The organism is Roseospira marina, assembly GCF_014197855.1.
Classification (GTDB): Bacteria; Pseudomonadota; Alphaproteobacteria; order Rhodospirillales; family Rhodospirillaceae; genus Rhodospira; species Rhodospira marina.
On sequence record NZ_JACIGJ010000020.1, the window covers coordinates 37,684 to 50,759 of the forward strand.

Below are 13,076 nucleotides of genomic sequence, written 5' to 3' on the forward strand. Positions count from 1 at the left end.
CGCACCCATGGATTCTCCCGTTTCCGACATCGACCGCTTCTTCTCCGCCGGCTTGTCCGAGGCCGATCCCGACGTGGGCGCGGCCGTCGGGCGTGAGCTGGTCCGCCAGCAGGACCAGATCGAACTGATCGCCTCCGAGAACATCGTATCGCGCGCGGTACTGGAAGCGGCCGGCACGGTCCTCACGAACAAGTACGCCGAGGGGTATCCCGGCCGACGGTACTATGGGGGTTGCGAGTTCGTCGACGAAGCCGAAGTGCTTGCGATCGCCCGCGCCAAGGAGCTGTTCGGCTGCCAGTTCGCCAACGTGCAGCCGCACTCCGGCGCGCAGGCCAACGGCGCGGTCATGCTGGCGCTGTGCAAGCCGGGCGACACCATCCTGGGCATGTCGCTGGCGGCCGGCGGTCACCTGACCCATGGGGCGGCGCCGGCGCAGTCCGGCAAGTGGTTCAACGCGGTGCAGTACGGCGTGCGGCTTCAGGACGGCCGCATCGACTTCGACGAAGTCGCCAAGCTCGCCAAGGAAAACCAGCCGAAGCTCATCATCGCCGGCGGCTCGGCCTACCCGCGCGAGATCGACTTCAAGGCCTTCCGCGCGATCGCGGACTCCGTCGGCGCCTATCTGATGGTGGACATGGCCCATTTCGCCGGTCTGGTGGCCGCCAAGGTCCATCCCAGCCCGCTGCCCTATGCGGATATCGTCACCACCACCACCCACAAGACCCTGCGCGGTCCGCGCGGCGGCATGATCCTCAGCAACGACGAGGCGCTGGGCAAGAAGATCAATTCCGCCGTGTTCCCGGGCCTCCAGGGCGGACCGCTGATGCACATCATCGCCGCCAAGGCGGTCGCGTTCGGCGAGGCGCTGCGGCCCTCGTTCGTGACCTACGCCGAGCGGGTGAAGGAGAACGCGCACGTCCTGGGCGAGACCCTGATGAAGCATGGCCTCGATCTGGTCTCGGGCGGAACCGACACGCATGTGGTTCTGGTCGATCTGCGACCGAAGGGGCTGACCGGCAACATCGCCGAGACCGCGCTGGAGCGGGCCGGCATGACCTGCAACAAGAACGGCATTCCCTTCGACCCGGAAAAGCCGATGGTCACCTCGGGCGTCCGCCTGGGCTCCCCGGCGGCGACCACGCGCGGCTTCGGCGCGGCCGAGTTCGAGCAGGTCGGCGAAATGATCGCCGAGGTGCTGGACGGGCTGGCCGCCAACCGCGAGGACAACAGCGCGGTCGAGGGTGCCGTGCGCGAGCGGGTGCGTGAGCTGTGCGCCCGCTTCCCGATCTATCAGGGGCTCTGAACCATGCGGTGTCCGTTCTGCGGCAATATGGACACCCAGGTGAAGGACTCGCGTCCGACGGAGGACGGCGCCGCTATTCGGCGCCGTCGCTTCTGCCCCGGATGCCAGTCGCGCTTCACGACGTTCGAGCGCGTTCAACTCCGCGATCTGGTGATCGTCAAGAAAAACGGTCAGCGGACACCGTTCGAGCGCGATAAGCTGGCCCGGTCGATCCAGATCGCCTGCCGCAAGCGGCCGATCGACACCGACCGCATCGAGCGCGTGGTCAACGCCATCCAACGGCGGATGGAAAGCTCCGGTGAGACCGAGATCCCATCGAACACCGTCGGTGAGATGGTCATGGACGCGCTGGCCACGCTTGACCCCGTGGCCTACGTGCGATTCGCGTCCGTCTACCGGAACTTCCGCGAGGCCAAGGATTTCGAGAGTTTCGTGGGGAAGCTGGGCGGTGAGGACGCCTGACCGCCCCGACGATGGCGACCCCGGACGCCCCCGCCATGAGTGACGCCCCCCGCGAGGATCGCCGCCACATGGGCGCGGCGCTGGCGCTGGCGCGCCGGGGGCTCGGCCGCACCTGGCCCAATCCGGCCGTGGGCTGCGTCCTGGTCCGCAACGGTGTCGTGGTCGGGCGTGGCTGGACCCAGCCCGGCGGGCGGCCCCATGCGGAACCGGAGGCCCTGTGCCGCGCCGGCGACCGGGCGCGCGGCGCCACCGCTTATGTCACGCTGGAACCCTGCTCCCATTACGGCAAGACCCCTCCCTGCGCCGACGCGCTGATCGCGGCCGGCGTGTCCCGGGTCGTGGTGGCATTGACGGATCCCGATCCGCGCGTCAGCGGGCGCGGGCTGGCCCGCCTGGCCGAGGCCGGTGTCGCGGTCCACGCCCTGCCCCCCGAACATCCCGATGCCCGCGCGGCGGCGGACTTGACCGCCGGCTTTCTGCTGCGGGTTACGGTCGGGCGGCCGCTGGTGACCGTGAAGGCCGCCGCCACCCTCGACGGCCGCATCGCCACCGCCTCGGGCGAAAGCCGCTGGATCACCGGCGCGCAGGCCCGCGCGCGGGGCCACCGGCTGCGCGCGGAGAACGACGCCATCGCCGTGGGACTCGGCACCGCCGTCGCGGACGATCCCCGGCTCGACTGCCGTCTTCCGGGGCTGGAGGACCGCGCCCCGGTCCGCGTCGTGTTCGACAGCGCGCTTGCCCTGCCCCCCGACAGCCAGCTTGTCCGGACGGCGGTACGGCAGCCGACCTGGGTCGTCTGCGCCACACCCGCGCCCGCCGACCGGCGCGCCCGCCTGGAGTCGCACGGCGTCCGCATCCTGCCGGTCGCGCCCGACGACACAGGGCGTGTGTCGATCCCCGCCGCGCTGGATGCGCTCGGCGCGGAGGGATTGACCCGCCTGCTCGTCGAGGGCGGCGGCCGGCTGATCGGCGCGTTTCTGGCCGCCGACCGGGTGGATCGGTTGGCCTGGTTCGCGGCGCCAAAGCTGCTGGGCGATGCGGCGCGGCCGGTCGCGGCCGGCTTCGGGGTTGACCGGCTCGCCGATTGCGCCAATTTTGCGCCCCTGGACCGAACGCGCGCCGGCCCCGATCTCCTGACAACGCTGCGGCGGGTCGCGGGGGACCGGGCGACGCCTCCGCCTGATCCTGTGGTTTTCCCCTGACGAAAAGCGATTGCAGTCCATGTTTACCGGCATCATCACGGACCTCGGCCGGGTGCGCCGCCTGGAACGGTCCGGCGACACCCGCATAGAGATCACAACCGGCTACGACACCACCACCATCGCCATGGGGGCGTCCATCGCCTGCAACGGCTGCTGTCTGACGGTCGTGGAGACCGGGCCGGACTGGTTCGCGGTCCAGGCGTCCGGGGAAACCCTGTTGAAGACGACGCTCGGCGGCTGGACCGAGGGCAAGGCGGTCAACCTGGAGCGTGCCCTGGCGCTGGGCGCAGAGCTGGGCGGGCATATCGTCTCCGGGCACGTGGACGGCATCGCCACCGTCATCGAGCGGCGGTCCGACGGCGAGTCCACCCGGTTCGTGTTCGAGGTGCCGGAGACGCTCAAGGGCTATGTCGCCGGCAAGGGCTCGGTCGCGTTGGATGGCGTATCGCTGACGGTCAACGAGGTGGACGACCGCCGGTTCGGGGTGAACATTATTCCTCACACCACCGAGGTGACGACCTTCGGCGGTCTGGCCGTGGGCGACACGGTCAATTTCGAGATCGACATGCTGGCGCGCTACGTGGCGCGTTTGTTGGAAACGCGGGAGTAATGGGCGTGGGACAGTCGGACACCGTAAAAACCACCCATGTGAGCTTCCGTGAGTTCCTGGCGCCACCAGAAGCGATTCTGGAAGACGCCCGCAACGGCCGCATGTTCATTCTGGTGGACGATGAGGATCGCGAGAACGAAGGCGATCTCATCATCCCTGCCCAGATGGCGACCCCGGACGCGATCAATTTCATGGCCAAGTACGGCCGGGGCCTGATCTGCCTCGCCATGACCGAGGAGCGCTGTCGTGCCCTCGGCCTGCCCCTGATGCCACAGCAGAACAGCACCCGCCACGGCACGGCCTTCACCTACTCCATCGAGGCCAAGGAGGGGGTGACCACGGGCATTTCGGCCTCCGACCGGGCGCACAGCGTCGCGGTCGCCATCGACCCGTCGAAGGGCAAGGACGACATCGCGACCCCCGGGCACGTCTTCCCGCTGATGGCGCGGCAGGGCGGCGTTCTGGTCCGCGCCGGCCACACCGAGGCCGCCGTGGACGTGGCGCGGCTGGCCGGGTTGGTTCCGGCCGGCGTCATCTGCGAGGTCATGAACGACGACGGCAGCATGGCGCGCATGCCGGATCTGGTGAGCTTCGCCCAGTTCCACGGCCTGAAGGTCGGCACCATCGCCGATCTGATCGCCTACCGCCGCCGCACCGAACGGCTGGTCAAGCGCGAGATCGAAACCGAGCTGCATTCCCAGCACGGCGGCGACTGGCGCATGGTCGTCTACGTCAACACCGTGGCCTATGCCGAGCACATCGCCCTGGTGAAGGGCACGATCGCCCCGGACACGCCGACTCTGGTGCGGGTGCACGCGCTGAACGTGCTGGACGACCTGCTGCACGACGCCCGCAGCGGCAAGGGCGAGGTGCTGCACGACGCCATGGAGGCCATCGGCGCGGCCGGTCAGGGCGTCATCGTGCTGATCCGGGAGCCGCACCCGACCGCGCTGTCGAGCCGCGTGCGCGCCCGCCTCGAAGGCGAGGGCGAGGACGGCCGCCTGGTCGATTACGGCGTCGGGGCGCAAATCCTGCTGGATCTTGGGGTGCGCGACATGATCCTGTTGTCGAACACGCATCGTAACATCATCGCGCTGGACGGCTATGGCCTCCGGGTGATCGAACAACGCCAGATTCCCGACGCGGAAGGTTCCGGATCATGACCGATGGCGCACGCATTCTGATCGTCGAGGCGCGTTTCTACGAGGACATCGCGGACCAACTCGTGCGCGGCTGCGTCCAGGAACTGACGGCCAAGGGCGCCGGTTACAAGCGCATCATCGTCCCGGGGATTCTGGAGATTCCCGCCGTGGTGCGCTATGCCGTGCGCACCATGGAACTGCGGGCGACCGATCATCGCTACGCGGGTTATGTGGTGCTCGGCTGCGCCATCAAGGGCGAGACTGATCATTACGAGCATGTCTGCCACGAGACCATGTCTGGCGTTAGCCGACTGGTGCTCGACTACTCCCTGGCGCTCGGCAACGGCATCCTGACCTGCCCGACCCGGGAGCTTGCGATGGATCGGGCGCGCACCGAGGGCAAGAACCTGGGCGGCAAGGCCGCCCGCGCCTGCCTGCGCATGATCGAGGTCAAGCGCGAACTGGGGTTGTAAGCCCACTTTCGGCCTCCCTCGCGAGGCCCGGGGGCCTGGCCCCCTTTTTTGGAACGGACACCACGATATGAGCACCAGTGCCCGGCGCCGCAGCGCCGCACGTCTGGCGGCGGTTCAGGCCCTGTATGCGACCGCTGTCGGCGACGCCCGGATCGACGAGGTCCTACGCGAGCTGCTGGAGGGTCGCCTGGGCGGGGAAGCCTTGGCCGACATCCCCGATCCGGAGGGGCTGTTCGAGCCCCGCGAGGTGGCGACCCCCCTCGCCCCCGCCGACACACTGCTGCTGACCCGGCTGGGGCGCGGCGCCGGCGCGGAGACGGCGCGCCTGGACGAGATCATCGACGGCAGCCTGAGCGGCGACTGGCGCGGCACCCGGCTGGAGCTGCTGCTCCGTTCCATCCTGCGGGTCGCGGTGTACGAGCTGACCGCGATCGAGGACATTCCGCCGCGCGTCACCATCACCGAATACGTCGATCTGGCCGGCGCGTTCTACGACGGGCCGGAGGTCAAGCTGGTCAACGCCGTACTCGACCGCGTCGCCCGTCAGGTCTATCCGGACGCATTCGCCCCCCGCTGACGGTAGCGCTTGCGGACGCGGACAGGGAGGTCCCCATGGCCCGGCGAGGCGAGTTCGATCTCATCACGACGCTGTTCGCTCCCCTGGCCCGGCGCTGTCCGGCGGCGCTCGGGCTGGCGGACGATGCCGCCGTGCTTCCCCCGTTCCCCGAGGGGCAGGCGACCGTCATCAGCGCCGACATGCTGGTGGCCGGTGTGCATTTTTTGCCCGAGGACCCACCGGACCGGGTCGCCATGAAGGCGTTGCGTGTCAACCTGTCCGACATGGCCGCCATGGGGGCCACGCCGGTCGGGGTGGTGCTCACGCTGGCGCTGTCGCCGGCCGAGGACGACAGGTGGCTGGACGGCTTCGCCGCCGGCCTGGGCGCGGACCTGGAGGCCTGGACCATCGGCCTGCTCGGCGGGGACACCGTTTCGACCCCCGGACCGGTCACGATCTCCGTCACCATCCTGGGATCGGCGCCGCCGGGCGCTCCCCTGACCCGGGGCGGCGCCCGCGCGGGCGACGACCTGTGGGTCTCCGGCACCATCGGTGATGCGGCGTTGGGCCTGAAGGTCCTCACGGGCGCCGTGGCCCCGGCCGACTCCACCCATCGTGACGCGCTGATCGCACGCTACCATGTGCCCTGCCCCCGCGTGCGCCTCGGCGTGGGGCTGCGGGGCCTTGCCACGGCGGCGTTGGACGTCTCCGATGGGCTCGTCGGCGACCTCGGCCACCTGTGCACGGCCAGCGGGCTCGGTGCCCGGGTGGAGACCGGGCGCGTACCGCTCTCCCCGGCGGCCCGGGCCTGCGTCGACGCGGATCCCGGGCTGGTGTCCGCGGTGCTGGGCGGGGGCGACGATTACGAGTTGCTGTTCGCCGCCCCGCCCGACCGGGCGGACGCCGTCCAGGCCGCCGCACGCGCCGCCGATGTTCCCGTGGCGTGCATCGGGCGGCTGGAGCCGGGCGCGGAGATTGCCCTCATCGACGCGCAGGGGCAACCCGTCCTTCTTGACACGCCGGGCTGGCGCCATCACTGGTAGGGCTTGCGCGGGCACCGGTTGAGAGAGAGAGGACAGACGCCATGGTCAAGCTGCTCCTGATCGTCGTCCTGGCGATCGTCGTCCTGGGCGGCGCCACCGTCGGGCTGACCCTCGGCGGCATCATCCCCGACGTGCTGGGCGTCGGCCCCATTCTCGGCATGGCGCCGCCCGCCGACGAGCCCGCAGAGGCCGAGGCTGAGGCCCACGCCGAGCCGCCGGCGTCGGACTATGGCCCCTCCCCCACATTCCTGCGGATGCCGCAGTTTGCCGTTCCTCTGATCGTCGACGGTCAGGTGAACCGGCACCTCAACCTCAGTCTGCGCCTGCACATCAATCCCGAGAAGGAGGCCGCCGTCACGCAGGCGATGCCCCGCCTCAACGACGCCTTTCTGACCGGCCTGATCCAGAAGCTACCGGAGCTGCGTGATCGGGCCGGGCGACTCGACGGTCCCGGTTTGAAAGCGGTTCTGAACGCGCTTGCGCGCCGTGAAATGGAGGGCGACTCCATTTACGACGTGCTGATTGACAACGCCTATTTTCGATAGGGTTATTGAGCGCGCATGCATCCCTAGGCGCGCGCAGGATCGGCCTGACGGGTCTTACGTTGCTTGGAACCGGGTCTTCTGGCAGGCTCCGGTCCGACCATAACAAAAAATTAAGGGGATGCCCCCTGTGTCCAGACGAGATGCGCGGTTCGGCCCGATAACGGTGGGGCAACGCGGCAGACAACCGAGACCTAAACGGTCGGTTAAATCTTAAGCGAAGGGCGCAATCCAAGATGCTGATCGTACTCTATATATTTGTCATCGCGTGCGGCCTTGCGGCGCTCGTGTATGGCGTCAAGACGGTCCGCGCCATCATGGCGGCGGACACGGGAACCGATGAGATGCGGCGCATCTCGGGCGCGGTGCAGGAGGGAGCACAGGCCTACCTGAAGCGGCAGTACCTGACCATTGCCGGAGTCGGCATTGTCGTCTTCCTGATCCTTATGTTCGTTCTGGACCTCACGGTGGCCTTCGGCTTCGCCCTCGGCGCCATCTGCTCGGGCATCGCCGGGTTCGTCGGCATGCTGGTGTCCGTGCGCGCCAACGTGCGCACGGCCGAAGGCGCCCGACAGGGCCTGGGACGCGGCCTTGAGATTGCGTTCAAGAGCGGCGCGGTCACCGGCATGCTGGTGGCCGGTCTGGCGTTGCTGTCGGTCGTCACCTACTACGTCATTCTGCTCATGATGGGCGCCGAGGGGCGCGGCCTGATTGACCCGCTGGTGGCGTTGGGCTTCGGCGCGTCGCTGATCTCCATCTTCGCCCGACTGGGCGGCGGCATCTTCACCAAGGGCGCCGACGTCGGCGCGGACCTGGTGGGCAAGGTCGAGGCCGGCATCCCCGAGGATGACCCGCGCAACCCGGCCGTGATCGCCGACAACGTGGGCGACAACGTCGGCGACTGCGCCGGCATGGCCGCCGACCTGTTCGAGACCTACGCCGTGACCGTGGTGGCCACCATGGTGCTGGCGTCGATCTTCTTCCTGGGCACCGACTGGCAGTCGACCATGATGGCCTATCCGCTGGCCATCGGCGGCGTGTGCATCCTGGCCTCCATCGCCGGCACCTACTACGTCAAGCTGAAGGACGGCTCGACGAAGATCATGGGCGCGCTGTATCGCGGCTTCTTCATGTCGGCCCTGTTCTCGCTGGGCGGCATCGCGGTCATGACCGCGCTGTTGCTGGGCTTCAACGCGGAATGGACCGTGGGCGGCAGCACGTTCGGCCCCTGGTCGCTGTTCCTGTGCGCGGTCGTCGGCCTCGTGGTCACCGGCCTGCTCATCTGGGTGACCGAGTACTACACCTCGACCGAGTTCCGCCCCGTACGCTCGGTGGCCAAGGCCTCGACCACCGGTCACGCCACCAACGTCATCCAGGGTCTGGCCGTGTCGATGGAAGCCACGGCGGTGCCGGCGCTTATCATCTGCGCCGCCATCATCTGCGCCTACCTGCTGGCCGGGCTGTTCGGCATCGCCATCGCGGTGACCGCCATGCTGGCGCTGGCGGGTATGGTCGTGGCGCTGGACGCCTATGGTCCGGTCACCGACAACGCCGGCGGCATCGCCGAGATGGCGGAACTGGACGAGAGCGTGCGCAAGGTCACCGACACCCTGGACGCGGTCGGCAACACGACCAAGGCCGTCACCAAGGGCTACGCCATCGGCTCCGCCGGTCTGGGCGCGCTGGTGCTGTTCGCGGCCTACACCTCGGACCTCAGCTACTTCACGGCCAACCCCGAGACGTACCCGATGTTCGCGGGCGTCGAGGCGAACTTCTCGCTGTCCAGCCCGTTCGTCGTGGTCGGTCTGCTGATCGGCGGCCTGCTGCCGTTCCTGTTCGGGGCGCTCGGCATGACCGCCGTCGGCCGCGCCGCCAGCTCGGTCGTCAACGAGGTGCGGCGTCAGTTCAAGGAAATCCCGGGCATCATGGAAAAGACCGCCAAGCCGGACTACGGCCGGTGCGTCGACATGCTGACCAAGGCGGCGATCCTTGAAATGATCATCCCGTCCATGCTGCCGGTGCTGTCGCCGATCGTGCTGTTCTTCGTCATCCAGTTCATCGCCGGACCGTCGGCGGCCTTCTCAGCGCTGGGTGCGATGCTGCTGGGCGTCATCATCACCGGCCTGTTCGTCGCGATCTCGATGACCGCCGGCGGCGGCGCCTGGGACAACGCCAAGAAGTACATCGAGGACGGCAACCACGGCGGCAAGGGCTCCGAGGCGCACAAGGCCGCGGTCACCGGCGACACGGTGGGCGATCCGTACAAGGACACCGCCGGCCCGGCGGTGAACCCGATGATCAAGATCACCAACATCGTGGCGCTGCTGCTGCTGGCCGTCATGGCCCACGGCGTCTAAAAAACACCGGCCCGCGCCCTCCCCGATGGGGGGCGCGGATCGCAGATACGACGGCACGTCGGATCACCTCCGGCGTGCCGTTTTTTTTTGGGTACGCGAGCGCCAGCGTGAGGGGGACCAACACCCTGCCCCGCTTTGGCCCGCCTCGGCGCGTCCATGGCGCATCCACAGCGCCCCAGACCGGCGGATGGCTCTCGGCCGTCCTGAGGTCGGATCACGGCCCCTCTGTCGGGTCCCCAAAAAAAAGCCGGGCTCCATGCACTGGAGCCCGGCGGGTCTCAACGTCGTAGCCTGTGTGAGCGGCGGCGGGGCCGTCAGCCCCGGTATTCGTCCAGGATAGCCTTGGCCACGCCGTCCCGGTGCACCACGCCGGTGACGCGGTAGGGACGAACCGCGCCCCGCTCCTTCAGGACCACGGCCAGGGACGTGTTCCGCTTGGCCAGACGGGTCATGAGCGCCTGAACGAAGTCCCCCTCGATGATAATGGTGTAGGTCGTGATGAGCGCGGCGCCGGGCAACGGGCGTCCCTGAGCGTCGGTCGGCAGCACGCCGACCAGATGGCCCCGGGCGTCTTCCACGGTGGCGTAGTGGTCGGCGATCAGCGCACTGGCATCCCTCACGTGACAGCCCGTGTCCTGGCGGTTCAAGTCGTCCGTCGTCAGCCGGGCCACCACCGGCGCCATCAGGTCGCGGACCTTCCGGATGGTGAACATGTGCGAATGGCGTTCCTTGGGGATGTGCTGCCCCCGGCGCGCCAGCTTCATGGTGTAGATGTTGTCCTCCATCAGCACGCGGCGGGTGCCGATGGCGGCCGCCACGGCGATGGTGACGGGAACGATGATCGTGTAGTCGCCGGTCATCTCGAAGATCATCAGGATCCCGGTCATGGCCGCGCCCGTGCCACCGCCGACGATGGCCGCCATACCGATGATGGCGAACTGGATCGGTCCGAGGCCCAAATGCGGCCAGGCCACGGTCAGGATGGCGCCGAAGCAGCCGCCCAGCGTCGCGCCCAGGAACAACGACGGGGAGAAGACGCCGCCGGACGCGCCCGACGCCAGACTGATGGACGTGGCCAGCAGCTTCGCGAAGAACAGGATCGCCATCAGATAGGCGAACGTCATGTCACCGTTGAGGATACTCTGGATGGTGGCGTACCCGACGCCGTCCGTGAAATACCGGCCATAGATCAGGAAAAACACGTACATCATGACGCCTAGGCAGGTCATGCCAATGACGTTCTTGACGTACGGATTGAGCGGCATGTCGTCGAAGAAGTCCTCCACCCAGTGCAGGAACCAGACGAACAGCGCCGCCGCCCCCCCGCACAGGATCCCGAAGACCACATAGACCGGCAGGAACTGAACGGTGCTGGGGAACAGCAGTTCGGGCAGCACCTCGGTCGGCACCGTGAAGGCCGGTTCGATCCCGAAGAAAATCCGTCCGACGTAGGTGGCCGTGCTGGTGGCGAGGACGACCGGCAGGAAGGTGCGCGCGCTGACCTCGGGCAGCATCAGCTCGATGGTGAACATCACCGCGCCAAGCGGCGTGTTGAAGGTCGCCGCGATGCCGGCCCCCGCGCCGGCGGCGACCAGGGTGATGGTCTGCCAGCGGGCCAGATGGCACAGCTGCCCCAACGTGGATCCGATGCCGCTGCCGATCTGGATAATCGGCCCCTCGCGCCCGACCGAGGCCCCACTGCCAATGGACAGCGCCGAGGCCAGGGACTTGATGATGACCACTACGGGCCGGATGCGTCCATTGTTGTAGAAGATTGCGGCCATGACCTCGGGCACGCCGTGCCCCTTGGCCTCCGGCGCGAACCGTCGCACCAGGAACAGGACGATCAGGCCGCCGACGACTGGCGCCAGGATCACGAAGGGCCCCCACTGGCTGGGCGGCGTGGGATCATTGGCGACGTACGACCAGCCGAACTCCCCCAGAAACACGGCGTTGTGAACCACCGCGATGAGAACGCGAAGAAGCGCGGCTCCCACCCCCGTGACGGCACCAACAACCAGAGCAAGAATACTTAAAGAAACGAGACCCATCGGCGCCCGCGTTCGTGTGTTTACCGAAGATTCCATGCCGATTGACCAGACCAACGCTAGATATTGACGCAATAGATGAATGCGAGTGCAGAAACAAGCAACAACCCCTTCAGCGCCGAGACTCTATGTCCCGCCCGCCAATGGGGCCAATGCTCATCACGGATTTGCAATTTGCCTCCTGAATTGACATAAGAGCCACACCGAAACAACAGAGAATCGCGGATGCCAGCCCTGACGCCAGCGGGCTTGCCCCCTAGTGTGCCAAACGATTAGGCACGAGGGTCCGCTCGCCCGCACCCACACGGAGCGGGCGCCGGTCGCGCACGACCTCAGGACGGGTTGTGGGCGCGATAAACGGACATGATGAACGGGATGTGTGGCGCGATGCGTATGGGGCTCGGGTGCCGCCTGGAAGGATTGTGAGTGATGAAGAAGACCACGGTATCCGGTATTTGGCGCACCCCGCGCCGCCGAGCCATAGCCATGCTTGCGGCCTTGTCCATCTTGGGGTGTGGATACATTTTTTTGTTGAATCACGAAGAAAGCGTAATGGAAGAACATTACGCTGAACTGAAGACGACCGATCCGATTCTGTATTTGTCGGAGATTCGGCAGGCGCAGGGTTTCCGGGTGTTTCTGTCGGAATACCTGGACATCAATGATTACAGCGCGCCGGTGCCCAGCGCCCCCCCGTTTCTCGTGGGGCGCTGGGGCTTGTTTAAGGCTGAGAAGCGGGTGGGCGATGACTACATTCCGGACTCATGCCTGACCAGCCTTGAGATTGAGGACGGCCGCCTCAGGCTCCTGGGCGAGCATGAACGTGTGGTCCCGGCGACCTATTCCATGACCGGCGACACGGCGACCGCCCATTTGACCGGCGAACCGGCGGCCGCGATTCGCGTGGTCGCCTACGGCAGCCATGTGCATCACCTCGAGGTTCAGGGCCTCGCGGTCAACGGCGCGTCGCGCGATCGCACGTGGTACGGCTACCTCTGCCACTGAGGCGATCTGATTCGCACCTCGGCCTTGGGTCGAGACAAAACGGATCCGATCGCGCTTCCCTTGGGAGATCCCTCGCCCCTTCGGGGCTTCGGGATGACGCTGTCTTTGTGTTCCCATAGAACAGATCATCCGGACTGAGCGTCTCGGGGGAAGGACTCACCTCGGGCAATCAGGCCGCCGGGCCGCCCTCCCCAGGATAGGGGAGGGTCGGGGTGGGGTTGATGCGAAGCGCCCCCCTTGAGCAACCGGAAACATTGGTAACGTTTTGGACCGATGACATAGGTAACACTTTTTGCCTCTGATCACCGCCTGGACCCGGGTCTGGATCGCGGT

Annotated in this window: 12 protein-coding genes; 11 read left to right on the forward strand and 1 reads right to left on the reverse strand. The window is 67.5% G+C overall.

Translation table 11 applies throughout. From position 1 onward, the window contains the following. Positions 1-7 precede the first annotated feature (7 nt). From glyA to GGD82_RS18155, 10 genes are all read left to right on the forward strand, one after another. Entirely contained in the window at positions 8-1,303 is a 1,296-nt protein-coding gene (gene glyA / locus GGD82_RS18110; protein WP_150063706.1) for a serine hydroxymethyltransferase, read from the forward strand. Between the two features lie 3 nt (positions 1,304-1,306). Further along, positions 1,307-1,765 carry a transcriptional regulator NrdR gene (gene nrdR, locus GGD82_RS18115; RefSeq protein WP_150063705.1) on the forward strand — a complete coding sequence of 153 codons (459 nt, stop codon included), beginning with the start codon at positions 1,307-1,309 and terminating at the stop codon, positions 1,763-1,765. A gap of 35 nt (positions 1,766-1,800) precedes the next feature. Beyond that, entirely contained in the window at positions 1,801-2,967 is a 1,167-nt protein-coding gene (gene ribD / locus GGD82_RS18120; protein WP_150063704.1) for a bifunctional diaminohydroxyphosphoribosylaminopyrimidine deaminase/5-amino-6-(5-phosphoribosylamino)uracil reductase RibD, read from the forward strand. 19 nt (positions 2,968-2,986) lie between these two features. Next, positions 2,987-3,577 (forward strand): riboflavin synthase, encoded by a 591-nt coding sequence (locus tag GGD82_RS18125; RefSeq protein ID WP_150063703.1) that lies wholly within the window; start codon positions 2,987-2,989, stop codon positions 3,575-3,577. A 38-nt stretch (positions 3,578-3,615) separates the two neighbouring features. After that, the gene (ribB, locus tag GGD82_RS18130) at positions 3,616-4,740 is read left to right on the forward strand and encodes a 3,4-dihydroxy-2-butanone-4-phosphate synthase (protein ID WP_246163993.1); all 1,125 of its coding nucleotides are present in this window, start codon (positions 3,616-3,618) and stop codon (positions 4,738-4,740) included. Further along, complete coding sequence (gene ribH, locus GGD82_RS18135) at positions 4,737-5,192, forward strand: 6,7-dimethyl-8-ribityllumazine synthase (protein WP_150063701.1); 456 nt, start codon at positions 4,737-4,739, stop codon at positions 5,190-5,192. The genes ribB and ribH overlap by 4 nt, the downstream gene beginning before the upstream one ends. A gap of 67 nt (positions 5,193-5,259) precedes the next feature. Beyond that, entirely contained in the window at positions 5,260-5,769 is a 510-nt protein-coding gene (gene nusB / locus GGD82_RS18140) for a transcription antitermination factor NusB (protein WP_150063700.1), read from the forward strand. Positions 5,770-5,804: 35 nt separating this feature from the next. After that, the gene (gene thiL / locus GGD82_RS18145) at positions 5,805-6,791 is read left to right on the forward strand and encodes a thiamine-phosphate kinase (protein WP_150063699.1); all 987 of its coding nucleotides are present in this window, start codon (positions 5,805-5,807) and stop codon (positions 6,789-6,791) included. Positions 6,792-6,832: 41 nt separating this feature from the next. Next, positions 6,833-7,336 carry a flagellar basal body-associated FliL family protein gene (locus GGD82_RS18150; RefSeq protein WP_150063698.1) on the forward strand — a complete coding sequence of 168 codons (504 nt, stop codon included), beginning with the start codon at positions 6,833-6,835 and terminating at the stop codon, positions 7,334-7,336. Positions 7,337-7,569: 233 nt separating this feature from the next. Further along, on the forward strand, positions 7,570-9,690 hold the full coding sequence (locus GGD82_RS18155) for a sodium-translocating pyrophosphatase (RefSeq protein WP_184013319.1): 2,121 nt from the start codon (positions 7,570-7,572) through the stop codon (positions 9,688-9,690). A 314-nt stretch (positions 9,691-10,004) separates the two neighbouring features. Here GGD82_RS18155 and GGD82_RS18160 read toward each other — a convergent pair whose 3' ends face one another. After that, positions 10,005-11,741 (reverse strand): chloride channel protein, encoded by a 1,737-nt coding sequence (locus GGD82_RS18160; RefSeq protein WP_150063697.1) that lies wholly within the window; start codon positions 11,739-11,741, stop codon positions 10,005-10,007. Positions 11,742-12,167: 426 nt separating this feature from the next. Between GGD82_RS18160 and GGD82_RS18165 the strand changes: the two genes are divergently transcribed. After that, positions 12,168-12,743: a hypothetical protein gene (locus GGD82_RS18165; protein ID WP_150063696.1), complete on the forward strand. Its 576-nt coding sequence runs from the start codon at positions 12,168-12,170 to the stop codon at positions 12,741-12,743. Positions 12,744-13,076 lie beyond the last annotated feature (333 nt).